Here is a 24,206-nt window from a genome sequence, read left to right as displayed (position 1 = left end):
GGGAGATAGTAACGTTGCACAATAGTTTAAAAACAGTTTTCGGTTTGATGGCGCTGATAGCAGGTATGGTGATATCTATGCCACTATTTGCCCATGGAGTGGACGATGCTACCAAGACTTTTCTTGCCGGCAACGAAGGGGTATCTATTATTCCCTTTCTATATATTGGCGCCAAGCATATGGTGACTGGCTATGACCATCTGCTGTTCCTGGTGGGAGTCATTTTCTTTTTATATCGATCAAAAGATGTTCTCATCTACGTAAGCTTCTTTACGCTCGGTCATAGCTTGACCCTTTTATTTGGAGTGCTAAACGACACCCATGTGAATGCCTATTTGATCGATGCCATTATTGGATTATCCATTGTCTATAAAGGCTTCGATAATCTCGGCGGCTTCAAACGGGTTTTTGGCTTCCAGCCTAATACCAAGGCTGCCGTACTGATTTTTGGGCTCTTCCACGGTTTTGGTTTGGCAACCAAATTACAGGAATTCAAGCTGTCCAGCGATGGGTTGGTGGAGAATATCCTGGCCTTTAATGTCGGAGTAGAAATTGGTCAGTTTGTTGCGTTGCTGTTTATTCTTCTCGCCATCAATTATTGGCGTCGCTTTGACAGTTTCCTGCGCTTTTCCACTATGACAAATACCTTGCTAATGAGTGGTGGACTGATGTTGGTGGGTTACCAGATGACAGGCTACTTCGTAGGTTAGATAGCCAGAAAGTGACTTTATAAAGTTAATTGAACAGAAAGAACACAGATTTAGAGCTTACAGAATGAATACAACTGAAATGCCAGTGCAGACTGCACAAACGCTGATTAAATCCACACTTGCTGCTGGTGTGCTTGCAGCCATTATGTTGACCACAGTAATCCTGCCAGCTGAATACAATATAGATCCTACTGGAATTGGCAGTGCACTGGGGCTGACTGAATTAAACAGTCAAGAGCAGGAAGTTGCGGTACCAGAAGTAGTGCAGCGTGGCGAGCAGTCCTTTGCTTATCGGACTGACACTACAACTATTGAAGTGCCCGCTGGCCATGGAATTGAATACAAATTTCAATTGGATAAATACGGTCATTTGGAATATGAGTGGGTAACGGAGAGTGGTGAACTTTACTTTGATTTTCACGGCGAACCCACAGGCGATACTACCGGCTACTTTGAGAGCTTTGCTATTGCTACCGCAAATAAAATGAGTGGCTCTCTCACTACGCCTTTTGATGGTTCCCATGGCTGGTATTGGAAGAATAACGGTCAGGAATCTGTGAAGATCACTCTAAAAACAAAGGGGTTCTACGAGGTTATTGGACTCAAACAGTAACGTTTTTTATCAACATTTACTAAGACTGAGAAGAAAGAGAATATTATGAATAAGTTAATTCAAGTTATCTGTGTATCAGTTACCCTAGGTATTGCAAATCTTGCATTCGCCCATGGTGACCATGAGAGAGACAATTTTGCCACTGTGTCTATGGTCGAAGCCAAAGGTATCGCCAGCCAGGAAGTAGCTCGCCTAATCAAAGAGGGTAAGCTCAACAAATCCTGGGCTGACAAGCCGCTCAATGCAGCCATGCAGCGTGTTGACAACCAGCGACAGTGGGTTGTTACAGCGAAAGAGCAGAGCGGTGTTTTGAACCAGCAGTTGCAAGTCTTCCTGAGTGCTGAAGGATATTTTCTTTCTTTCGAAGTGGTGAATCGTTAACTGATAGGTTTATGTTCAGGTAGCGGCAGATTCGCCGCTACCTATTATTTTAATAGCATGGCTCGAGCAAGAGTTATAGCTGTTTTTTTGTGTTCTTAAGTAGGTAGATTTGGTAATAAACCCTGTTGATAGAGGTGACTATCCAATTTGCCAGTTACTCAGTTGACTCAATACTTACAACAACTTTTCCCATAGCTTGCCCACTTGCCAGCCGCTCATGGGCCTTGCCAATATCAGACAAACTATAGGAAGTTTCATCAAGCACAGGTTTGAGATCGCCTGCTTCAGTAATGGCTTTTAGTGCTTTTAAAATATGTCCGTGTTCCTCACGGTGATAATTGTGTAGCATTGGAATTAACATAAAAATGACATGCAAAGACAAGCCTTTAAAGTGAGCAGGCGTCAGGTCAAGTTCTACCATGGAAACGGTAGTAGCTACTTGGCCGTTGAGTTTTGCTGCCTCAAAAGAGTTCGTTATATTTGCACCACCGACTGAGTCGAATACTATATCGAAGCCTGCTCCGTTGGTGTACTTCAGTACATATGACTCAACCGATTCAGTCCGGTAGTTAATAGGCGTTGCCCCCAGTTTTTCAATCATTGCCAGTTGAGGATCTCCGGAACCTGTTGAGTAAACATCAGCACCAAAGTGACGAGCCAGTTGTACAGCTATATGACCCACACCGCCCGAGCCACCGTGAACAAGAACACTTTGTCCAGGCTTAACCCCCGCACGTTGTAACCCTTCGTAGGCGGTTATGCCTACTAAGGGCAAAGCTGCTGCTTCCCGCATGGTCAGGTTCTCGGGTTTCAGGGCAATTAAGTTCGCGTCTGCAACAATATATTCGGCTAATGTTCCCGGCAAGTCAGCCAGTCCACCTGCCCAGCCATAGACTTCATCGCCCACTTGATAATCGGTTACACCTTCGCCAATCTCTTCAACAACACCAGCGAAATCCATACCCAATATTGCCGGGGCTTTCGGTGAAAGGGGTAATGCAGGTCCCATTTGGCGAATCATGGTATCTACGGTATTGACGCTGGTTGCTGATATTTTAATCAGTACATGGCCAGCTTTGGTGGTCGGCTTGGGTACTTCAGCAGCTTCAAATACGTCTGGGCCGCCAAAGGTATTTACAATCATTGCTCTCATTTTGATTCCCAAAAAGTGTACTTTCTGTAGAGTTTTGTCTAAGTGTCCGAAGTAAGTAGGGCATTGCAGCCTGTAAATCGTCCAATACCCAATTGCTACTGCTAGTTTATTTTTTGTACATCCATAACCAGTTGGTTCCAGTTCCGCTGATTTTCAATATCGTGTTCCAACCCTTGTTCATCTGCGATAGAGAAGCGTTTTAGCGCAGGTGTTTTACTGGTTGCTTGATACAGCCAATAGGCCTCCGCTTTTAGCGCTTCACCGATAGGTTTATCGATGGACTCATAGACCGCCTGCTTACAAGCATTGATTGATTCTGCTGGAAATTGAGCGATTCTCTTCGCTAGGCTATCGACATACTCGCCAATTTCATCTGGCTCTAGTGCTTTGTTGATTGTGCCGAGGCTTTCCGCTTCGTCAGCATCGAAATCACGGGCGCTGAGAATAATCTCCAGCGCTTTACCCAGTCCTGTCTGCCGAGCCATCCTTGATGCGCCTCCCCCACAGGGGAGGATTCCCATACCCACTTCCATTTGCATGAATTTATATTTTCCTCGGGCTGCGAAACGCATATCGAGTGCCAAGGCCAGTTCATGGCCACCACCTCTAGCGAAGCCTTCTAGTTTGGCGATCGTTGCTTGGGGCACCTTACTGATGCGTTCACAGATAGCCTGTAAATCCAATAGTTGGGCTTCTTCGCGAGATACAGCTTCGTCAGACATATCTTTCAGTAACTCAGTATCGTAATGACATACCCAAACTTCCGGATTTGCCGACTGAAACACAACGACTTTGGTTTCTCGATCCCGTTCCAGGCGCATTGCCAGGCTGTTTAAGTCGGCCAGCATTTCTTGCCCTTGGACATTCACGGGACCAAAGTCAAATGTCACAGTTAGTATTCCGTCATCTTGCTTCGTCGTGAATGTGGTAAAACCTTCATATTTCATGGTGAATTCCTTTTAATTGAATACGTTAACGTCTTAGTTATTTTTAATGCCGAGTTTGTCGAGAGTGTTCTCAATTTCTTCAATAAGTACCTTTCTCTTTTTCACATCAAGCGCGTCTGGGTGCGGCTGGGACCAATTGCCTATGTCATTATCAAAGTATTTACCGCTAGCGTTTGAGAACTCATCATCGAGTGCCGCCCGTACCAATATGTTGGCGCCGATACTTAAGTCTTTCCCTTGAGTTCCGTAGGCATCTTTCACCATTTTGCTACCCAGAAATGAGGCGGGATTGATTGCGATAAATTGCGGGGCCTTGTTACCAAGTGATTGGGCTAGCTGGAAGGACCACATGGTGAGAGCCAGCTTACTTTGAGCATAAGCGTCACTGTCGGATAGTTGTTGGTGACCTTTGAGCGCTTCGATGTTTACAGTTGCTTGCGCTGCAGAGGATAGATTAATAATGCGGCCATTGGCGCTAAACAGCGGCAATAGCTGTGTCGTTAACAAGTAGGGGGCAATAGCATTTACGATAAAACGAACATCGTAACCCGTGTCGGTTATTGGGTTTTGTGCTTTAAATACGCCGGCATTATTGATAAGAACATCAATACTTGAATATTGATCTTTCACCTTTGAAGCTAGTGCTAGCACCTCAGATATATTGGATAAATCTGCTCGGAATGTATTTATATGAACTTCCGGAGAGTTTTGCTTTATCACTTCTTTCGCACTCGCTAGTTTTGCATCACTACGACCATGTAAGAGCAAAGTTTGCCCCTTTGCTGCCAGTAATTTTGCAGTCTCCAAGCCGATGCCATCTGTACCGCCTGTCAATAAAATAGTCTTCTGCATTTGTTATTCCTTTACACTAAAATGTGGGAGAATGACTTCCGAAATTGCTTTAAGAGTTTCTTTAATATCTGCCTGGTTAAATCGGAGGTTCAGGGCAACGTGGTTAACACCGATCTCTTCTCGTGACTTTAGATATTTGCATAATTGATTAATGCCCAGTCGGTATCCCAAGTGTATGGGGTGCGGTAAAGCATCCGGGGTATCGCTTATATCAATATAGAGAGGCTCCATAATCGGCTTGTTAATAGTCGAGTTATTTCGCAACTGCCTAATAAATTGCTCTTGTATGGCATGTGAACGAGGATAGGTGATCCAGCCATCTCCGTTGTCACCTAGCCAGCCTAAGGATTGCTGAGACGAGCCTGTTATCAGTAAAGGCAGGCTTGTTTCTCTCGGCTTGGGCAATATGTCCAGATCGCCGGAAATCGACCCCAGTGAGCTCTGAAATTGAGGGTAGGGTTCTGCTGCACGACGAATATATTCGTAGCTCTCCCTGAACAGTTTGCCTCGCTCCTGATATGAAACATTCATCGCAGGATATTCTTCCGGGCGATCCCCACTGGCGACCCCAAGAATTAGGCGTCCGCCTGAGATTTGATCAACAGAGGCTGCAGCTTTTGCGATATGCGCTGGGTGGCGTAAGGGCAAAATGATGCTGGCTACACCGAGGGTAATCTTTGTTGTCTGACCAGAGAGCAGGCCAAGGTAGACGAAAGGATCAAAGGTTTGACCTGCATCGCCAAAGGAGTGCACATAGAAGGGGACATCTCTAAGCCAAATCGCGCTAAATCCCAATTCTTCCGCAAGTTGGACTCGTTCAACATGATCAAGCATCGTTGGAACTGGGTTCGTTGCGTAATTCTCTATGGCCACCACAAGTCCCACCGAGAGCTTACCTGGCTTAAATAGGGCGTTGTAACCCGCGTTGATACTGGCAAAACCGCAGCCCTGATCTTTGTATTTAGAGTGCACCGTGGTAACTCCTATGCTTCACGGATAGGAGAGAATTGGAGGCCAAAGCTGCTAGCTACATCACAATAGACGGCTTGTGTCTGGTTGTTTTCTGCGCCGCCACTCATAAGCACTCTTACACTCATCTTTTACCTCCCAGAAAGCCTAGGCCAGTCATCGATCGACGCTGGCTCGATCTGTGATTAAAGGCTAAAGCATTGGAATCTATGTATAAACGGCGTATAAATGGAATCAGAATTCGGTTTTTGGAGATAATAAGTGGATACAAATGGGGTTCGGCTATTCGTACTGGCTGCGGAGATGCTGAATATAAGCTCTGCGGGGCGGAGACTTGGATTGGCTCCCTCTGTTGCCAGTGCCCGCTTGTCCAAGCTCGAAGTTCATTTGGGGGCGGACCTATTTCATCGATCTACCCGCAAGGTCTCTCTGTCGATAGAGGGGGAGGAGTTCCTGCCTTTTGCCCGGGAGATCATCGCGCAAGAGGATGCGGCTTTTGCTGCGCTGGGGCGTGGAAATTCCTCCGTGAGCGGAACACTCAGGTTTGCGGCATCGAGCACTTTCGTTCAGCGCTTTATCGCGCCTATCCTGCCTGAACTCCTGGAAAGGTATCCTGGAGTCAACATAGAGCTGAAGCTCTCAGACACACAAGTCAGCCTTATCGAGGGCGGCTTTGATTTGGCACTACGCAATTATGCGGTTGAAGATAGCAGTTTAATTGGTCGGAAGCTTGCGGATGACAGGCGAGTTCTATGCGCTTCTCCCAGTTACTTGAAAAAATATGGTGTTCCCGAAAAGCCGGAAGAGCTAGTTGCACATCAGCTTTTGGCCTTTATCAATTCAAAACCCAGGAAACTCATATCTGCGAGCGATCAGACTACTTATCAATTCCCACCTTCAAACAGCAGATCTCGAGTGACTTGTGATGATGGCGCCAGCATGCGTATCGCTGCAAAAGCAGGGGTGGGAATTTGCATGAGTTCTATCTGGAATATCCAAACAGAAATTTTAGAGGGCTCCCTGGTTAGAGTGCTGCCAGAATATTATATAGATGATCAATCAGCCATTTGGCTCGTATACCCCAAGTCCAATGTTCTGACATCTAAAGTGCGAGTCTTTATTGACTACCTGATTGAGAAAATCGGAAAACCGCCAGTTTGGGAACAGTAGATTGTTGCTTCATCAAAAGGAATCCACTTCACATGGGTATGCGCAAGCTCTGTTCTGCATAGCATAGGTAGATTAATTTCGCTCCTTAAAGGGGAAGATCTCGGTGCTCAGCTAGAGGTCTTTTTTCTTTCAGGTAATAATTCACGGCTTGATGCGGCCTCCCTTTACTAACCTGGTAAGTTTTCTATCTATTATCGGTAGATTCATTTACAGGATATCTTACACGTCTAGTAGTGATACTTCAGTTGTATAAACCAACCCCTCTCAATTTAAAAGGCCAAAATCTAAAAAAATATGCCCAAAACCTAAAGGCCGCACTGCGAACTGCGTGTAGGCTTCAGTTTTAGAACAAACTGGGAATCTTTTGGATACTTTAGGTCATACGATCCACGGACTTTGATATTTTTTTAGCCTTTCCTTTGCGTATGAATTTTGTGTAAGGCATTTTTAAAGCCAAGCTTCCTAAGAATTTGGCTTTATTAATTGGATTCAAAAGATTAATTCAGTTTGTGTTCACAGATACAGACCTATAAACAAGTCAGGGTTAAGAGTGGTGGGCAAGATCTTTACCTTGGCGTGTTTGATAATAGTAGTCGGACTAGTGCTTATTTTTAGAGGCACAAAATATAGATTTAGTAGTTTTACATTCATCGTAATAAATTTCTATAAATAGCATTTATTTAGCTAATCGAAATTTATATGTAGGCTGCCCCGAAACAGGAAGTGAATACATGGACCTTATATTTAACAATGCTGCATTGCGCCAAAACCTTATAGGCTGCCCGGCTTCTCATGCAGACGCATTTAAAACTACTGCAGCATCTCACCGTTGCGTTATCACCGTTCGCGCAACAGGGCCAACGTGTACTCAATTACTTGAGCAGGGATATGATACAAAGGGATTTAGGATTCATGGGAAGTCATGCGATTGGGGGCCGATGGCTGGTTTTGTTTTACGAGACCCCCGGTTAAATAAACACGGGATGAGAAAAGCGGCCTATAACCGCGCCCAGCATCAAGAAGCATTCACTGATAACAACTCTGGCGCGGGATGGACTGCATCAACAACACCGCTTCGCTTGCATCAGGAACGGGTTGATTGGCTAATTCAGAACGGAAAGATCAATGTTACAAGAAAAACTCAAGATCGTTACGAAGGTATAGCCAGCCACCCCAGTGGCATTACTTTTCACTATTCTCTTATCAGGGTTAACACATGCTTGGGAGATATGTGGGGTGTTTATGTTGATAAGGAAAAGAGCAGACAGTCAGGTTTTATCCAGGAGCGGGGTAATATCGTTGTTCAGTATGACACTAAGTACAAAGACATGTATGAGCCGCTACTGGCGATGACCAATCCAGTGGAGCATCGTCATTTTCGAAATGAGCACCCTCTGAATGCGATTACCGGGGATTACGATTTATTTGCTATTTGGCCATTTAAGCAGGGGGCAAAGAGGTTTGATCGATATGGAGATGATCGCCGTATTCTCGGCACTGCTCAAGCTTGGTCGCAGCGCCAGCATATCGAAAATCAATTGGAGAGAAATTTCACTACCCAAGGGCAAGGCACTAAACTGGGTAATATAACTAATCGGATTTATGAAGTAAGCCAGACACTCAATTCCACAATTGGTGGCATTCGCAACCCGAGAGCTGGAGCTGGGCATTGGGGGCCATTCCCCAGAAGAAATGTACTTTGGCACAGTGATGAAGCCGCGCGTCCCTATGTCAATGACATAGATTTACCCCTTATTGCATTTACTCCTGCTCGCAGTGAAGTGGTTATTCAAACTTTGCAGGCTTTTAGAGAATTTATCGCAATGTGTAGAATACATGGTGTCCATGTCACTTTGGCAGAGGGTTGGGCAATGAACCCTACCAATAATAAGCCCGACCGATTGGGGCAAGGGTATGGAAGATTTGTACCTCGCGACTGGCACTTTGGTCAGTGGATCGTTCCACCTTGGTACAATGCTTAATAGAGTTATTATGTCGATGTCTGTGGTTACTTGAAAAGTAGCCACTACTTCTCCGGAGGCTGGTTGTTAACAGCGTTTTTTGGAGCGGTCCTTTTAGGTAAAGTAGATGATTCTGTATATATTTGAGGTGTTCAATATACACAGAGAGAAGGTGTGCGCGGAAATAAATACATTTACCTAGGCGGCAGTCAAGTGAGGTGCTCCAATCTAGCCAAGCTCACCATAAGCTTGTGGAGCAAATCATAGAGCATCAACCTACTTGGAAGTCTGATAAGGGGTTTCTACTTCAGGTGGTAGCTCTCGTGGGATGCGCAAGGTTGTAAGGGGGGCGACGGAATAGTACTAAACTGACATCAAAGATAAAATAGGAATTTGTTCTCAATTTTTTGTGTAACTAACTTTGAGTGCTGTTAAGCCATTTAATAATTTCTTTATGTTCGACTTCTCCTATTGTATTCATGCTTGGGTGATATCTGCCAGTAATTTTAATTAACGTTACATTGTCTTTTTTCAAGTTTTCATAATCCACATAAGGAGATATTTGGTCTGAATCTGAGAGTATTAGTAGTGTTGGAACCTTGGAGGACTTTAGGAGTGGTGTTATCTTCGTGTCATCCAGATTGATTTTGGCTTTCTCTAGAGCCAGAATTGCACCCTTGCGAAAGTCTTTTTCAGGGATAATTTTGCTAAGTAGTGGGTGGTCACGTTTTGCATAATTGTACACAGCTTCATCAAATGATGGCATTGGAGCCGAAAGAATAATTCCGCTAATGTCTTGTCGTTGGGAAGAGATATGGGCTGCCGTTAGTGCGCCCATCGAATTTCCCAGAATATAAATATCCTCATCTTTAATGACGCCCTCTTTAATTAAATTGTCAATGAGGTGGTTAATATAATTGCTGTCATCCACCCCGTATTTTTTATTGCCACCTGAATCACCATGACCGAGAAGATCTGGAACAACAACCTGAAACCCAAGAAAACGGAAGTATAAAGCTGAATTGATCATAAAATCTTTTGATGTGCGAAATCCATGCAATAAGATTACGGTACCATCGTAACTCCGCTCCATAGAGTTTCTGGTTAAATCGATTTTAACATTGTTCTCTTTGTCGCCTTCTCCATGCTTTACGGAGTACTGAAGTTTGTTATCGGTTAAAGGTGGACCATAGTAATAGCTAATACAGTTCTTTTTTTGCAGTGGGCAATATTTGTCTTTTTTGAAGTCTAAGTCTTTAATTTGATCGGCAGTTATTCTGTTGTTAAAAGAATAATCTTCAGCATTGTCTATAAAGCTTGCGATCCTTTGGGAGCAGGCTGAAGTAGCTAAGCATGTTAAGGTAATGGCGAGTACTTCAATTAGAGATACTTTGGTTTTCATGGTTTTTGACTTTAGGAGGTTGCGGTAATTTACTCGCAGGATTATTCGTTTTTCTCTTGCCTTTGATATGTGCCATATAGGCAACCAGTTCTTCTGCCTGCAAACCTGCTGTGAGGGGTACTTCGTTCATAATTTAGGGCTTTTCCAACTTTTGCCCTTGTTTTGCGAAGGGGGCTTAGGAGTCTGCTGAGGTATTGTGTTTCGAACCAGCGTACGCCTAAGATGAGTACTAATTACTTGAGCCGGCTTGTACTTCTTCTAGGCTAGCGTGTGCCACTTATGTTGGGAGTCTAGGGTTTTGCCGAATAACTAAAGTGACCACTAAACCCCTTCTTTGGTTGAGAGGGCTGTCGGCTATCCTCTAAGGCAGCATGAAAACCTCCATTCCTCAAGGTGCTACGGTGTTATATCTAGTCACAGCAAAGCGTGAGGCCGAGTATGGTGCTTACCTTTGCTTGCTGTAGTCGCGTTCCAGCATTTCCTGGCGACTTTTTTCTTCAAAAGAGAGTTCTGCAGTGGGCCTTAATAGCAGTCGCTGCAAACCGATCGGATCCCCACTTATCTCACAGTACCCGTAAGTGCCATCTTTAATCTTCTCTAATGCCCGCTGGATCTTGCGCAGAAGTAGATGCTTGCGGCCTGTAAAGCGTAGGTGTTGCTGGTTCTCCTGCTCTGCGGCCGCTCGGTCCAGGTCATCAGCTAAGGCAAGGTTCGTGGTTGCAATAGCCTGCTGTCCCTGTTCAACCTCTGCCATTAGGTCGCTTTTCAATTCCATTAGACGATGCTGGAAGAAGAATAGTTGTTTTTCGTTCATATAGTCTGAGGCGGGCATCCCCAGCAGTTCTTGCTCACTGATTTTTGGCATTCCATGAATCCCCTGTTCCATAGCTCACGTTGACTTGAAATATTAAATTTATGATATAACATATCATCATATTGGCTGAAGTGTATGTGGTTGTCTTGGGTTCTCGTAGATTAAAAGGATTGTTGTGAGAGATACTTTAGGAATTTTGGCTTCTGGGCTTTGCTTGCTGCACTGTCTTTTGACTCCTTTGTTACCGGTATTGGGAGGTTTGGGGATATTGGGTGCTTTACAAGAGGACCAGTTTCTCCATTTGCTGTTGCTTGTACCCGTGGTAATTCTGGCCTTGGCCAGCTTCCCAGCCTCTTGCCGACGCCATCAGCGCTACGCGGTAATGATTGTTGGTTTCTCCGGGGCATTGCTATTGGTTGGTGCGCTATATATCGAGGGGGTATGGGAGCTAGTTGCCAGTGTTCTTGGTGCAGGCTTATTGATTGTTGCCCATTGGGTAAATCAGCGCTTGATTTATCGGGACGCTCTTGTCGAATAGGTGAAGATCATGAGGCTTGCAGGAGCATTGTTCGTTGTGTTTTTTTGGGCTGGCCCGGTGGCTGCAGAGGTGGGAAGCCATGTTCACGGTAAGGCGATGATGTACCTGGTGGCCGAAGCAGACAGAATCAGTGTCGAGCTGGAGTCGCCCACAGTCGACCTGGTGGGATTTGAGCATGCGCCACGTAACGATGCTCAAGAGCGGCTGTTAGAACAGGTTGCTTTTAATCTATCCAAGCCAGACCATTTTTTGGAGTTTGTCGGTGCTCAGTGCCATCCCTTAAGTGTGGAAGTTAAGGCGCCATATAGCGCAGAAGTTACCAGTGACAACTCAGTGCACAGTGGTTTCCGTGCTAGTTACCAATTCAAGTGTGATAATCTGGCAGAGTTCAACAGTGTCATTGTTACCCTGTTTGAGAGGTTTCCCGGTATTCATGGGATTGCAGTGCAATGGATCAGCTCCGGTCGTCAGGGGGCTGAACTGCTCACTGGTAAAGACAACAAATTGCAAATGAAATAGGCTATGAAAGCATCCCAAATCAAACAGACCCTGAGTGTGGCGGAACAAACCTGTCGCAGTTCAGGTGCCCGCCTGACTGAAAAGCGTAAGAACGTTCTTACCGTGTTGTTGCGGTCAAAAACTCCGCTCTCTGCCTATGAAATAGCGGAGCATTACAATGGTGACTTTGGCGACTCAATTCCCGCCATGTCAGTCTATCGAATGCTGGACTTTCTGGCAGCAGAGAACCTGGTTCACAAACTCAATTCAGAAAACAAGTACCTGGCCTGTGCTCATATTGCCTGTGACCACAGCCACCAGACTCCACAGTTTTTAATCTGCAATCGCTGCAGCAAAGTGCGGGAAATTGGCATTAGGCCCGAAGTCATTGATGCATTGCGGGATACGGTTGAAAGTGCTGGATATCATCTCCAGACATCCCAATTGGAGCTGGATTGTGTTTGTGATGAGTGCAGCCGGGATGCAGCTTAGTGGCAGCTAGTCAGTTAATACGCGGGGTACCTGCCAACGTTATCACTGGTTTTTTGGGCGTCGGCAAGACAACGGCTATCCGGCATCTCCTGGAAAGTAAGCCCGCTGATGAGCGCTGGGCTGTTCTGGTCAATGAGTTTGGAGAAGTGGGTGTTGATGGCGCACTTTTTGAACCAGAACAGGAAGGCAATATTTATATTCGAGAGGTACCTGGCGGTTGTATGTGCTGTGCTGCTGGTTTGCCGATGCAGGTCGCTTTAAACCAGTTACTGGCTAAGGCCAGGCCCCATCGATTAATAATTGAGCCGACGGGCCTGGGGCACCCTAGAGAGGTGCTGGCGGCTTTGTCTGATGCAGTGCGCGGCGGTGTGTTGGACCTTCGCGGTACGCTAACTTTGGTCGATGCTCGCTGTATTGAAGACGACCGCTACTTACGCAGTGAGACTTTTCGGCAGCAATTAGAAGTTGCTGATCTGGTAGTGGCTAATAAGTCTGATCTCTACGGCCCCGAAGACTTGCAAAACCTTCAGCGATTTCTCTCGTTCTTAGGTGAGGGCGCTGAAAAACCGCTGCAAGTGGTGGAGCAGGGGCGTATCGAATTGGATTGGCTCCAACTGCCCTGCAGTTTTCAGGTCTCGTCGGGGAGTGACCACCACCACCCAGTAACTCAGGCGGCGGATGAGATTGAGCTATTGCCGGAGTGTGGCTATCTCCGCTCAGAGAATAGCGGAGAGGGTTACTACAGCTGTGGCTGGCGTTTTAGCCCCGAATTTATATTTGATTATGATGCGCTCTTTTCACTATTCAGTGGCACTGACGCTGAGAGAATCAAGGGGGTATTTATTACCGAGCAAGGTGTATTTGGATTTAATAAGGCTGACAAAGTGCTTACAGTTTTAGAGCTGGATGACACATTGGAAAGCCGGGTAGAGGCGATTAACCAAGCGCGTTTGGATTGGGATGCAATGGAGAGCTCCTGGATCGCTGCCCTGGCGGATAACCAGGGTACCGAAACAAAAGTGTTTTACGAATCCAAATAGCTATATGGCCAGGTATTCAAATCTGGCCTGGCTTATTAGAAATTTTTGCATAAATTCGGTCATTTTTTCGCGGCCGTATTCCGTAAAGTTTTAATCTGACGTAAATCTCTGAAGTAAACCAATGAATATAAAATTACTCGGCCGCTTAACTGTGGCATGGCTTGCTATGTCCGGAACCTCGGGCAGCTTTGCCGCAGATCCCCTAAATGTAACCGGTGATAAGTTCCGCCAGCTGGAGGAACTACTGCCGACACCGAATAGCTATCGCACAGCTTCGGGAGCCCCTGGTCATGCCTATTGGCAGCAGCAGGCGGACTACGATATCAAGGTTTCATTGGATGATGATAAGCAACTGATCACTGCTTCAGAGACCATCACTTACACCAATAATTCGCCGGACATCCTGCGTTACTTGTGGGTGCAACTGGATCAAAATCGCTTCAAGCCAAATTCCTCTGGTAATTTGGCGACGCCGGTTGATATGGAAGCTATTGAACCGGACACCATTCCATTTAAGAGTTTTCGTCGTGCAGTAGTATCCGGTGAATTCCCAGGCGGATACCAGATTACTAAAGTGGCTGACACTCGGGGTAGGGAGCTTCGCCATACTATTGTCGATACCGGCATGCGAATTGACTTGCCCCAGCCTCTGGCCTCAGGTTCCAGAGTGAGTTTCCAGATTGGCTGGGCTTACAAGGTTATTGAGCAGAAAGCGCTGGGTGGGCGTTCCGGTTATGAATATTTTGAGCGCGACGATAACTATTTATACGAGATAGCCCAATGGTTCCCTCGTATGGCTGCATATAACGATGTTAGCGGGTGGCAAAACAAGCAGTTCCTGGGACGCGGCGAATTTGCGCTGGAGTTTGGGGATTATCGCGTTGCTATTGAAGTGCCAGCAGATCATATCGTTGCTGCAACCGGTGTTCTTCAAAATCCCAAGGATGTATTGACTTCCAAGCAGCGCGAGCGTTTGAGAAAGGCTCGAGTAGCGAGTAAGCCTGTGATGATTGTCACTAAGGATGAAGCGCTGGAGAACGAAAAGAGTCGTTCAAATAAGCGTAAAACCTGGGTATTTGAAGCTGAGAATGTACGTGACTTTTCTTGGGCTTCGTCACGTAAATTCCTGTGGGACGCACAGGGTTACAAGAAGGGTGGAACCGATACGATGGCTATGTCCTTTTACCCGGAAGAGGGGACTCCGCTATGGGATAAGTACTCGACAGAGTCCATTATTCATACAATAGATGTCTATAACCGCTACAGTTTTGACTATCCCTACCCTGTATCTATTTCAGTTAACGGCCCTGTGGGGGGAATGGAATACCCCATGATCACCTTTAATGGTCCGCGACCGGAAATAGATGAGGAGGACCGCAGCAAGCGCACTTATTCCCGTCGCACCAAGTATGGGCTTATCTCGGTGATCATTCATGAAGTAGGGCATAACTACTATCCTATGATCATCAATTCTGATGAGCGCCAGTGGACCTGGATGGATGAGGGGCTGAACACTTTCGTACAGTTCCTGGCTGAGCAGGAATGGGAAGAGAAGTATCCATCCCGCCGTGGCGATGCACGAAAAATTGTCGAATATATGAAGAGTGAGAACCAGGTTCCGATTATGACGAATTCGGAATCCGTACTTCAGCTTGGCAACAACGCCTACGGCAAGCCGGCGGCTGCACTGAATATCCTGCGTGAATCCATTATGGGGCGTGAGTTGTTTGACTTCGCTTTCCGCGAATACGCTCAGCGCTGGAAGTTCAAGCGCCCAATGCCAGCAGATTTTTTCCGCACTATGGAAGATGCATCAGGTATGGACCTGGATTGGTTCTGGCGCGGATGGTTCTACACCACTGATAATGTCGATATCAGCCTTGATGCCGTACATCATTACACCGTTGGTACACAAAATCCTGAAGTGGAAGGGCCTTGGAAGCGCGCCCAGCATAAACGGGAACCCGAGACTATCACTGTTATTGAAAATCGCGCGAAAAAGTTGACTCGAATCGTCGATGCTAAGCCGGAGTTGGAAGACTTCTATAATACTCACGATGAGTTTGACGTTTCTAATGCGGATCGCAATAGCTACCAAAGTAAACTAGAAAATCTAGAGGACTGGGAAAAAGACATGCTCAAGGTTGAGAGTAATGTCTACGTGCTGGACTTTAGCAATATTGGTGGCTTGGTGATGCCACTGTTCCTGCGGCTGGAATATGAAGATGGGAGTGTTGAGGATTTGCGTATCCCCGCTGAAATCTGGACTCGCAATGCCAAGAAGACCTCCAAAATGCTGGTGAGGGATAAAAGCAAGGTGCTTAAGTCTGTAGTACTCGATCCCCATTGGGAAACAGCGGACGTCAATGTGGAGAACAATTTCTATCCACGTCGAATTATCAAGTCACGCCTGGAACTATTTAAGGATGAAAAACAGCGTAACTTGATGAAGGATTGGGATGAGGAGCTTGAAGAGAAAGATTAAACCATAGACAGCGGTGTAGCTCTCAGACAATTGACTTGGAGAGCTGCACTTCGAGCGTTTAACTAAAGTATCCCTCTAGAATATTTATTGTGTAGTGGTAGTAATTGATGAAAGTTTTACTTTCCTTTTTATTGATAGTCACGACCTCTGTATTCGCACTCCAGGCTAGCGCACATCGCTATCATTTTGGTTTGACCGATATCTCCGTAAATGAGCGAACTCAAACACTAGAGATTTCCCATCGTTTTTTTGTTGCTGATATTGAAAAGGCCCTATCAATAAGCGCCAGTAAGGAGTTGAATGAAGCGCAGAAACAGATGGAGAACTATGTCAATTCAAGATTCCAAATTAGCCAGGAAAATGGTGAAGTGGTGAAGCTTAATTGGGTAGGTATGGAAGCTGATGTTCATGATATCTGGATATATCAGGAAGTGCCGTTGGTAGATATTTCCAGTAAAAAATTGAACGTTAAGCAATCAACGCTGATGGAAATAGAGCGGGACCAGGTGAACACTTTGAATGTCAATAATGGCAGGAGAACTCAAAGCTACACCTTAAAGCCCGGTGAGAGTAAGGTAGGGTTCACTTTATGAGCTGGAAACTTGTCAGATAGTATCTAATTCTGTAGTTGATTGAATAACTGTAGTTCAGGGTTGACCTGACAGAAGACCTTTTGAAAACCGGTAACTGTCAGATCAAATCTGAACTGATGCAGTCAAAAGCAGAATAGCTCAATAGGCTATACGTCCACTCTTGAGAAAAGTTAAATTACTTGCCCCGTTACCGGCATATATATCATGGTTGTATGGGAATTGCCGTTATGATTACTATCTTTACCAAAAAAATGAGCCATATCTAATAGCTCCCAACCGCCTGTATTTCCATCAGTAAAAACACAGTCACTTTTATTGCCTGCTCCATGACCATTTGAGGTATGAATCATTACATGTCTCATAACTCCTAAATTTGATAGAAAACCAACGAAGCAGAGCTCCGGCAAGGTCATTAAATCGTGCAGAGTATTAACTGATCGGGTTCAGGGGGTGGCTCCAAAAATTCTCTTGTAGTTATTGTTACCAGTAACATTATAGTTTTTGTTGTCCATGGTTACACTAGGGCAGTTTACACCTTTGGCACTCCAGGCACAGTAGAGCGCAGCGTCCCAGCATTGCAAACTACTTAGTTTTGTATAAAGGGAAAGCTCTGGTCCTGTCAGAGTGCCGTTCATGAAAGCGGGTTTCGCATTTCCCATCGCCTCAGCTAACAGACGCGTTCTTCTACCTGGTGTTTGCCCCTCAGGGATTAAGGTTATTAGTGGCATTTTTGTTCCTTATTTTTATGCTTAGAAGTTGTTTTCTAAATGTTAATGCACCAAATGAATCGCATTGAAGCCATGATAAATGAATGGCGGACCTAACTGTTAGAAAAAGTGCTATTTGTAATGCTGTGTTTTAGTAGGCTAATGGCAATCTCTAGATGCGACTCTTTATTTTATATTTTTTGATTAAATGGCCGCGCTTTGTGGGCGGCAAGTCGTAAAACCCTACTTGGTATCAGGGGTTTCATTTTCGTAATTTCCGTTTCAGATCTTTAGTTTGAGTAACTGTGATCTCTGGTATCAATTTCTGGATGTTATTAACGGCTTCTTGTTGCTTGTAAAGGCAGTTGAGTTGAGGTCGCTATGGTTGTTTTAGGTTGGAGTAATAGCTAGATGTAAATCTTTCTTAAATTATCCGCATCGATGGGTAGGGTGTTTGGGTTTCCTTATAAAACTATTAATCTGGAGTCACATAATTCCAGTCGAGGCTATTGTGTCCTTTGGTTTTGGTGGTTTTTGGTTGTCTCCGGGGTTATATTCCTTCACATACTTGTTTAAACCAGCTGAGTACTTTCTGGTGGTATTCTTGCCCGTATAAGAGAATAAAATTACGGGTGTGGTAGTTCTTGTTGTCCTGCAGTGCATTGATGCGCTCATCAACAAATTCTGGTGTTAGTTCGATGCCGCACTCTACCGTAATGCAATGTAGCCAAGCGTTGAAATTCTCTGGTACTACTGGCTGGGTCATAATAACTCCTAATTATTTTCTTGGTGCCTACGGGCCCTAAGGGAAGTTCTTGTGAAAACGCAGGGATTTTTCTAAGTTCTTATTGAGGGCAATTTATAAAATGGAAAAACCACCGGCAATGATTACTGCTGGTGGTTTCATTGATTGACTAAAGCCTTTCCCTGACTAAAACATGCCTTGCAATCCAACACTAAAGTTCCGCCCCGGCAGTGGAGCAAGTTCCTTTAGGAAGGATGAATGCACGTAAGCTAACTCGTCAGTTAGATTGTTAGCCTTCAGATAAACGGTGAGGTCGTGTTGGCTTCCTTGAAAAGTGTATGCAAGCTCAGTATTCAAAAGTGTGTAAGCAGCGGTGCTGGTTTCCAGTTCTGATACTTTGTTTTGCTCAAACGCGTGCGTAATCTCAATTCCTGCATCCCATCCATTGGAGCTATAACTTAACATACCGCCCAATCGTGCAGGTGGAGTGCGAGGCAGGTTACCTCCGTCATCTAACTTTCCACGAACAGTGTCTCCCCACAGTGTTAATGTGAGTGGCTTGGATATTTGCCAGGCAAATTCAGCTTCTAGCCCGTAGAGTGTCGAATCAGCTTGATCGAAGACATAAACGGGTAATTCGCCATGATCGTGACTCTCTTCTTCCTCATCGTGATCGTGTTCTTCAATATCTTCGCTGGTGTAGCCCGTATTTCGCTCGTAGTAGAAATTATCAACCTGGTTGTAGAATAGATTCAGCACCCAGCCGATATTTCCGGAATGCCGGCGAAAACTGAGGTCAATGTTGTTGGAAACCTCTTCCTCAACATTGTTCTCGTAGTAAAAATAGGGCTCTTCTGTGTCATCCAGTCTAAATAGTGCGCCGACTTCGAAGGTGCTGGTGCCAATATGGGGACCATAAGAAAAAAGTTCAGCGGCACTGGGTGCTCGTTGGGCGTGGGTAAAAGAGATGCCGGCATTGTAATTAGCGGCAATGTCCCAGACCAAGCCGGCAGAAAAGCTATAGGGTGTGAAAGCTAACTTATCGAGATTTCCCCCTCCCAGTCATCATCGGCGGCTTCGATAGTGACTCTTTCGATTCGGGCTCCTAACTGCCATAGGAACTCTCCCGTGTGCTTTTCCTGTATTAGCCCAATCGCTGAGCTTTCCGTTGTGCTCGGCGGAGTGAACGCCTCTTCGCCTATTGCTTCAAAATCAGTGGTTTTGCTTTCCAGGGTTATTGCACCACGCCAGCCAGCCATCTCTTGCAGCAGCAGGTTGACCCGTGCTTGCAGTGTTTGATTACTGAATGTCGTACCGACAGCGTTGTTTTCGATCTCAGAATGTTCGTAGTCTGTGTAGCCAATTCTGGCATCCAGGCTGCTCAACCATGGGTTATCCAGTGACAGTTCGCTAGCCAATTGCCAGCGGTCCTGTTTCAAGTCAGAGACTACTTCTAACTCTTCTTCATGCTCGTCATGATGCTCTGACCCATCTTCCTCGTGTTCCTCATGTTCTTCAGCGTGCGAATGGCTGTGCCCGGGAATACCGTTAATTCGCTCCAGGCGTCCATAGGCAAGGCCGATTGAACCATTATCTAAAAACCAGTTGCCACCGATGTTGAACCCTTTGCTTTTTGAGTCACTGTTCTCTAATACCCCACTGGATTCTTCGCCATAGTCGCTTGAGGTGGGAATTTCATAGTCGTCACCTTTGCGCCAGAAGCTGTCCACGTGATACGCCAGCTGATCATTGCCGCCGGTATGAGCCAGCGAGGCTTCGCGCTCATCTGCCACGGTATTGCTTCCCAGCGAGTAAGCGGTCCTGTTTTCACTAGAGGTAGGGATCCGCTCATCTACCACATTGACTACGCCACCGATGGCTCCTGAACCATAAAATAGAGTGGCAGGTCCCCGCAGGATTTCTATCTGCTCTGCAGTAATAGTCTCAGTGGCGACGACATGGTCTGGGCCAACTCGGGAGGCATCAGCGCTATCGAGCCCATTTTGGGTAATCAGAACACGGGGGCCGTTGAGTCCCCGGATAATAGGACTGCTGGCTACTGGTCCAAAGTAGCTGGAATGAACCCCCACTTCATTCTTGAGGGTTTCTCCCAAAGTGGAGGCTTGTTTTCGACGCAGCTCTTCGCCGGCTACCACTGTTACTGGTTGTGCTGATTCAATGGTGGAAGCATGTAATGGTGTGGCTGTTACGTCAATTTGTTCGATAACAGTGTGTTGCAAGGTAACCTTCAGGGGCTCATCCTGACCAGCTTGTAAAATTACTGTCTTATGGCTGTGCCCCGGGGCATTGATATGGATCTCGCGGAGCTGTGAAGTATTCACCTCAAGTGAAAATCGGCCCTGCGCATCTGTTTGTGCCTGCTGTCTACTTCCCGCGACTTCAATACTAGCGCCATAGATGGGCTCTCCAGAAGAATCTAATACCTGGCCGGAAATCCCATGGGCCAGGTTAGATAGGGTCATCAGTGCGAAAAGGTTCGCAGTAAGTTTCATGAGTTATTCCTTATAAGATTTTTACATCCAAGTGCACGCTAGTTACTCGTCGGCGGACCCGAAATCGAAAGTGAGCAGTAGTCGCAGTTGGCCGGGATCGACACTGGGTGAGCGATGGATTAGGCCGAATCCTTCATTGCCCTCCCAGAGTTCGCCTTTGAGAAGGGCAACCGAGCCGCATGCCAGGTGATTGATGGAAGTTGGAGGGAATTCCTGGTTAGCCTTTAAGTCGAGCGTATTTGGGTCAATAGAGTCTGGAGTCAGCCACTCTGTACCTGTACCTAAATATGTCGTAATCAATCGGCAGGGCACCCGATCTACATGAAACTTGGGGCACATTGCACTGTTCAGGGTTGTTAAACGAATACCGACTCCACTTAGCTCAAATAGGTAACTGAACATATCTGCCAGTAGCTGGATATCAGCACATAGGTGCGGGTAGGGCTTAAGCTCCGGTAATACTTCAGCGAGACGGTCAATCTTGGTGGTGGGAAGCAGAATCCGGCGGTTGGGGTGTACACCACTATTTAAGAGGGTGCGGCAATCACTGGCTATGCTACTGGGCAGTTCCCGTTGCCAGATGGCCATATTGATATCAGCTTGGAAAATATCTGTTAAAACTTCTCCAATATCTGCAGATACGGCCCGACGGATATTTGGCACGTCTGCCTCTGACAGTCCTTCCTCTTTCGGAGCCAGTTCAGCACTTGGAGTTTGTGTGATAAGTGTCTCATGGCTTCTTTCTGTAAAGTCGGTCAGGCTCAAGCTAATCTCCAATTAAGTAACTTCGGCTAATAAACACTATTTTCAGGGGCTTTAATTGCTTTGCTCTCTGCTGTGGCGGGCGCTGCAATACCTAAATTCCTCACTCGACTACCCACTCCTTAATACAGGTTATGATATAATATATCATATTGAGAATGGTCGGCCTTGGCAACCTCCAACATTGGGGTGAATCAAGCTTGAAGACCGAATTCATCAGGAGTTCTGACAGCTGGAGGGAACCTCGGTGAGGCGTATTGACCACTGCCTGGCGCAAGTAGATTATTCGGCGATGTTCTTTTTAGCAGCAAAACTGTTTATCGCAGATTTCTTTCTTGCTGTCGTCGTAATTCACATTTTGCTCAGATTTGATTGAATCAAAATGATACGGTATATCAATTGTGTATTTATGGTTTATCCCACTTGAGTGGAGGAGCCTGGGAAATAATGGCAATGACTGGCAGGATTTAGCTAGGGGTGCAGCTTCGTGCCGGCCTGCAGCTGGGGAGGGTGTGTTACTCTGTCAGCCTGCCGTGTTTATGAGTGAATTTTCGGTGTACCGGAAAAGACAGGGTTAGCGTTGGGAAGTACCCAAAATTAACCTGTTATTTTTTAAATATTGCTGAGTAAATATGAAAATAAATAATTCTATTGTTTACGGGGTTGCAACTGCTGCATTATTTGCTGGAGCGAGTTGCGCCAGCCTCGCCGCAGAGAAAGAGAGTGTTTCGACTGAAGGCATGTGGCAACCTCACCAGTTGCCTGAGCTGTCCAAAGAGCTTCGCACTCATGGTCTGGAGCTGGACCCAGCCAGCATGACCAAGCTTACCGAATTTCCAATGAACGCGGTGATCAGCCTGGGGGGATGTTCCGCTTCCTTTGTCTCCCCCACGGGATTGGTGATTACCAACCACCACTGCGCCTACGGTTCAATTTCATACAATTCAACTGAATCCAAGGATTTACTGGCTGAAGGTTTCCTGGCCGGAGATTTGTCTGAAGAGCTGCCTGCTGCACCGGGCTCCCGCGTCTACGTCACCGTTGCAATGAACGAAGTAACGGACAAGGTTAACGAACGCCTGACAGATGAGATGGATGGTGCTGCACGTTTTGCCGCAATCGAAGAAGCGGAGAAGTCGCTGGTTTCCGAGTGTGAAAAAGATCCGGGCCATCGTTGTGAGGTCTATAGCTACTACGGCGGTTTGAACTACTACCTGGTCAAGCAGCTGGAAATCCGCGATGTGCGCTTGGTTCATGCGCCGGCGTCTTCGATTGGCAAATTCGGCGGCGATATCGATAACTGGATGTGGCCTCGCCATACTGGCGATTACGCTTTCTACCGCGCCTATGTTGGCAAAGATGGTAAACCGGCTGATTATTCCAAAGATAATGTCCCTTACGAGCCCAAGCACTATTTGCCTGTAGCGGCAAAAGGGCCTAAAGAAGGTGATTTCGTGATGGTTGCCGGTTATCCGGGGCGTACAAACCGTTATCGCACTGCCCAGGAAGTGGAAAGCAACTTCAACTGGTATTACCCAAACATGCAGCGGGTATTGGGTGAGTGGTCAGAAACGATTGGTGCGGCTACCGCCGACAATAAAGATGCAGAGTTAAAGTATGCCAGTCTCGTGGCAGGCTTGAATAATTACTCTAAAAACTTTACCGGCATGATGGAGGGATACCAGCGTAGCGATCTATTGCAGCGTAAAGAAAAGCTGGAAAAAGATTTGCAGGCCTGGGTGGATTCAGACAAAGCCCGCCAGAAAAAATACCAGTCTACTATTGATGACCTTGAGGCGCTGGTTGTAGAAAAAGAATCAACTCGTGAACAGGACCTGGCCATCGATTATATGGATCGTTCAGCCATGCTGGGTGCCGCAAGCAAACTGTATCGATTGGCTAAAGAGAACGAAAAACCCGATGCTGATCGCAAGCCGGGTTATCAGGAACGGGATCTAACCCGATTCAAAGAGGGCATGCGTCGTATAGAGCGCAGCTATCACCCATCAGTCGACAAGCAGATCTGGCTTTACTTCCTGGACCGTTACCAGGCGCTCCCTAAGGAGCAGCGTATAGCCAGCTTTGATCGTTACTTGAATATCGGCAAAGGCAATACTGACTTAGAGGCAACTCTCGACAAAATGTATAAGGAAACAGAGCTTTCCAATGTCGAGGTACGTGAAGCGTGGATCGGTAAAAAGCCCGAAGACTTCAAAGAGAGCAAGGATCCGTTTATCCAGCTGGCAGTGGCCATGTACGATGATATGCTTACGCGTGAAGAGCATGAGGAGTCCATGAAAGGGCGCTTCGCCCAATTGCGCCCACAGTATATGGAGATGCTGATAGATTATTACCACTCCCTAGGTAAGCCGGTCTACCCGGATGCAAATAGCTCTCTTCGCGTGACTTATGGCCTGGTTAAAGGCTATGAGCCACCAGCTGGAACAATTAAAGAGGCAGCAGATGGTAATGACGGTAAACAAGGCTTTGTACCTTTTACAACATTGCGTGGTATTAAGGCAAAGTATACCGGCGAGGACCCCTTTGATGCTCCCAAGGCTTTGATGGAAGCGATCGATAAGAAGAACTATGGCCGTTACTATGAAAAGCAGCTGGATTCAGTACCGGTTAATTTTCTAAGTACCGTAGATATTACGGGCGGTAACTCAGGATCTCCGACAATGAATGGTCGTGGCGAGCTGGTGGGAGTCGTATTTGACGGAACATACGATAGCATCAATGCTGATTGGGACTTCACCGATAGTACCCGGGCGATTCATGTCGATATCGCTTATATTCTCTGGGTAATGGAGAATATTGACGGGGCCGGATACTTGGTTCGGGAGATGGGCCAGTAGCCG

Annotated in this window: 24 protein-coding genes; 12 read left to right on the top strand and 12 right to left on the bottom strand. The window is 46.2% G+C overall.

Annotation, left to right across the window (positions count from 1 at the left end; all coding sequences use genetic code 11):
• Positions 1-14 precede the first annotated feature (14 nt).
• From P0078_RS03135 to P0078_RS03125, 3 genes are all read left to right on the top strand, one after another.
• A complete protein-coding gene (locus P0078_RS03135) occupies positions 15-710 on the top strand; it encodes a HupE/UreJ family protein (protein ID WP_444886199.1) in 696 nt (231 codons plus the stop codon).
• 64 nt (positions 711-774) lie between these two features.
• Entirely contained in the window at positions 775-1,323 is a 549-nt protein-coding gene (locus P0078_RS03130; protein ID WP_282933020.1) for a hypothetical protein, read from the top strand.
• Between the two features lie 45 nt (positions 1,324-1,368).
• On the top strand, positions 1,369-1,704 hold the full coding sequence (locus P0078_RS03125) for a DUF6488 family protein (RefSeq protein ID WP_282933019.1): 336 nt from the start codon (positions 1,369-1,371) through the stop codon (positions 1,702-1,704).
• Positions 1,705-1,858: 154 nt separating this feature from the next.
• On the opposite strand, the gene P0078_RS03120 is transcribed toward P0078_RS03125, so the two are convergent.
• The 4 genes from P0078_RS03120 to P0078_RS03105 all read right to left on the bottom strand — a co-directional run bounded on the left by P0078_RS03120 (position 1,859) and on the right by P0078_RS03105 (position 5,628).
• Complete coding sequence (locus P0078_RS03120; RefSeq protein WP_282933018.1) at positions 1,859-2,857, bottom strand: zinc-dependent alcohol dehydrogenase family protein; 999 nt, start codon at positions 2,855-2,857, stop codon at positions 1,859-1,861.
• Positions 2,858-2,958: 101 nt separating this feature from the next.
• On the bottom strand, positions 2,959-3,804 hold the full coding sequence (locus P0078_RS03115) for an enoyl-CoA hydratase/isomerase family protein (RefSeq protein ID WP_282933017.1): 846 nt from the start codon (positions 3,802-3,804) through the stop codon (positions 2,959-2,961).
• A gap of 33 nt (positions 3,805-3,837) precedes the next feature.
• Positions 3,838-4,656, bottom strand: a complete 819-nt coding sequence (locus P0078_RS03110) for an SDR family NAD(P)-dependent oxidoreductase (protein ID WP_282933016.1) — start codon at positions 4,654-4,656, stop codon at positions 3,838-3,840.
• Between the two features lie 3 nt (positions 4,657-4,659).
• Positions 4,660-5,628 carry an LLM class oxidoreductase gene (locus P0078_RS03105; RefSeq protein ID WP_282933015.1) on the bottom strand — a complete coding sequence of 323 codons (969 nt, stop codon included), beginning with the start codon at positions 5,626-5,628 and terminating at the stop codon, positions 4,660-4,662.
• A 258-nt stretch (positions 5,629-5,886) separates the two neighbouring features.
• Here P0078_RS03105 and P0078_RS03100 point away from each other — a divergent pair, with 258 nt between their 5' ends.
• Both P0078_RS03100 and P0078_RS03095 read left to right on the top strand, forming a co-directional pair.
• Entirely contained in the window at positions 5,887-6,795 is a 909-nt protein-coding gene (locus tag P0078_RS03100; RefSeq protein WP_282933014.1) for a LysR family transcriptional regulator, read from the top strand.
• A gap of 731 nt (positions 6,796-7,526) precedes the next feature.
• Complete coding sequence (locus tag P0078_RS03095) at positions 7,527-8,777, top strand: anthrax toxin-like adenylyl cyclase domain-containing protein (RefSeq protein ID WP_282933013.1); 1,251 nt, start codon at positions 7,527-7,529, stop codon at positions 8,775-8,777.
• Between the two features lie 394 nt (positions 8,778-9,171).
• Here the strand turns inward: P0078_RS03095 and P0078_RS03090 are convergent, their stop codons facing one another.
• From P0078_RS03090 to P0078_RS03080, 3 genes are all read right to left on the bottom strand, one after another.
• Complete coding sequence (locus P0078_RS03090) at positions 9,172-10,158, bottom strand: alpha/beta hydrolase (RefSeq protein ID WP_282933012.1); 987 nt, start codon at positions 10,156-10,158, stop codon at positions 9,172-9,174.
• Complete coding sequence (locus P0078_RS03085) at positions 10,133-10,288, bottom strand: hypothetical protein (protein ID WP_282933011.1); 156 nt, start codon at positions 10,286-10,288, stop codon at positions 10,133-10,135. Before P0078_RS03085 ends, P0078_RS03090 begins: the two co-directional genes overlap by 26 nt.
• Before the next feature lie 315 nt (positions 10,289-10,603).
• A complete protein-coding gene (locus P0078_RS03080) occupies positions 10,604-11,023 on the bottom strand; it encodes a TraR/DksA family transcriptional regulator (RefSeq protein WP_282933010.1) in 420 nt (139 codons plus the stop codon).
• Positions 11,024-11,147: 124 nt separating this feature from the next.
• Here P0078_RS03080 and P0078_RS03075 point away from each other — a divergent pair, with 124 nt between their 5' ends.
• From P0078_RS03075 to P0078_RS03050, 6 genes are all read left to right on the top strand, one after another.
• Positions 11,148-11,510: a MerC family mercury resistance protein gene (locus P0078_RS03075; protein WP_282933009.1), complete on the top strand. Its 363-nt coding sequence runs from the start codon at positions 11,148-11,150 to the stop codon at positions 11,508-11,510.
• Between the two features lie 9 nt (positions 11,511-11,519).
• Positions 11,520-12,029, top strand: coding sequence for a ZrgA family zinc uptake protein (locus P0078_RS03070; protein WP_282933008.1), 510 nt, complete (start codon positions 11,520-11,522; stop codon positions 12,027-12,029).
• A gap of 3 nt (positions 12,030-12,032) precedes the next feature.
• Complete coding sequence (locus P0078_RS03065) at positions 12,033-12,500, top strand: Fur family transcriptional regulator (protein ID WP_282933007.1); 468 nt, start codon at positions 12,033-12,035, stop codon at positions 12,498-12,500.
• Complete coding sequence (locus tag P0078_RS03060) at positions 12,500-13,540, top strand: CobW family GTP-binding protein (RefSeq protein WP_282933006.1); 1,041 nt, start codon at positions 12,500-12,502, stop codon at positions 13,538-13,540. Before P0078_RS03065 ends, P0078_RS03060 begins: the two co-directional genes overlap by 1 nt.
• 121 nt (positions 13,541-13,661) lie before the next feature.
• Positions 13,662-16,025, top strand: coding sequence for a M1 family metallopeptidase (locus P0078_RS03055; protein WP_282933005.1), 2,364 nt, complete (start codon positions 13,662-13,664; stop codon positions 16,023-16,025).
• Between the two features lie 107 nt (positions 16,026-16,132).
• The gene (locus P0078_RS03050; protein ID WP_282933004.1) at positions 16,133-16,618 is read left to right on the top strand and encodes a DUF6702 family protein; all 486 of its coding nucleotides are present in this window, start codon (positions 16,133-16,135) and stop codon (positions 16,616-16,618) included.
• A 170-nt stretch (positions 16,619-16,788) separates the two neighbouring features.
• Here P0078_RS03050 and P0078_RS03045 read toward each other — a convergent pair whose 3' ends face one another.
• From P0078_RS03045 to P0078_RS03030, 5 genes are all read right to left on the bottom strand, one after another.
• A complete protein-coding gene (locus P0078_RS03045) occupies positions 16,789-16,968 on the bottom strand; it encodes a hypothetical protein (protein WP_282933003.1) in 180 nt (59 codons plus the stop codon).
• A gap of 907 nt (positions 16,969-17,875) precedes the next feature.
• Positions 17,876-18,091 carry a hypothetical protein gene (locus P0078_RS03040; RefSeq protein WP_282933002.1) on the bottom strand — a complete coding sequence of 72 codons (216 nt, stop codon included), beginning with the start codon at positions 18,089-18,091 and terminating at the stop codon, positions 17,876-17,878.
• A gap of 165 nt (positions 18,092-18,256) precedes the next feature.
• Entirely contained in the window at positions 18,257-19,075 is an 819-nt protein-coding gene (locus P0078_RS24465) for a TonB-dependent receptor domain-containing protein (protein WP_353057040.1), read from the bottom strand.
• A 29-nt stretch (positions 19,076-19,104) separates the two neighbouring features.
• A complete protein-coding gene (locus P0078_RS24460; RefSeq protein WP_353057039.1) occupies positions 19,105-20,583 on the bottom strand; it encodes a TonB-dependent receptor in 1,479 nt (492 codons plus the stop codon).
• 42 nt (positions 20,584-20,625) lie between these two features.
• The gene (locus P0078_RS03030) at positions 20,626-21,348 is read right to left on the bottom strand and encodes a DUF1826 domain-containing protein (RefSeq protein WP_282933001.1); all 723 of its coding nucleotides are present in this window, start codon (positions 21,346-21,348) and stop codon (positions 20,626-20,628) included.
• Positions 21,349-21,977: 629 nt separating this feature from the next.
• Between P0078_RS03030 and P0078_RS03025 the strand changes: the two genes are divergently transcribed.
• Positions 21,978-24,203 (top strand): S46 family peptidase, encoded by a 2,226-nt coding sequence (locus P0078_RS03025; RefSeq protein WP_282933000.1) that lies wholly within the window; start codon positions 21,978-21,980, stop codon positions 24,201-24,203.
• The last annotated feature ends 3 nt before the right edge of the window (positions 24,204-24,206 follow it).

This window comes from Microbulbifer sp. VAAF005, from assembly GCF_030012985.1.
GTDB lineage: Bacteria > Pseudomonadota > Gammaproteobacteria > Pseudomonadales > Cellvibrionaceae > Microbulbifer.
The sequence above is the reverse complement of the archived record's forward strand: the minus strand, read 5'-3'. Positions and strand labels throughout refer to the sequence as shown.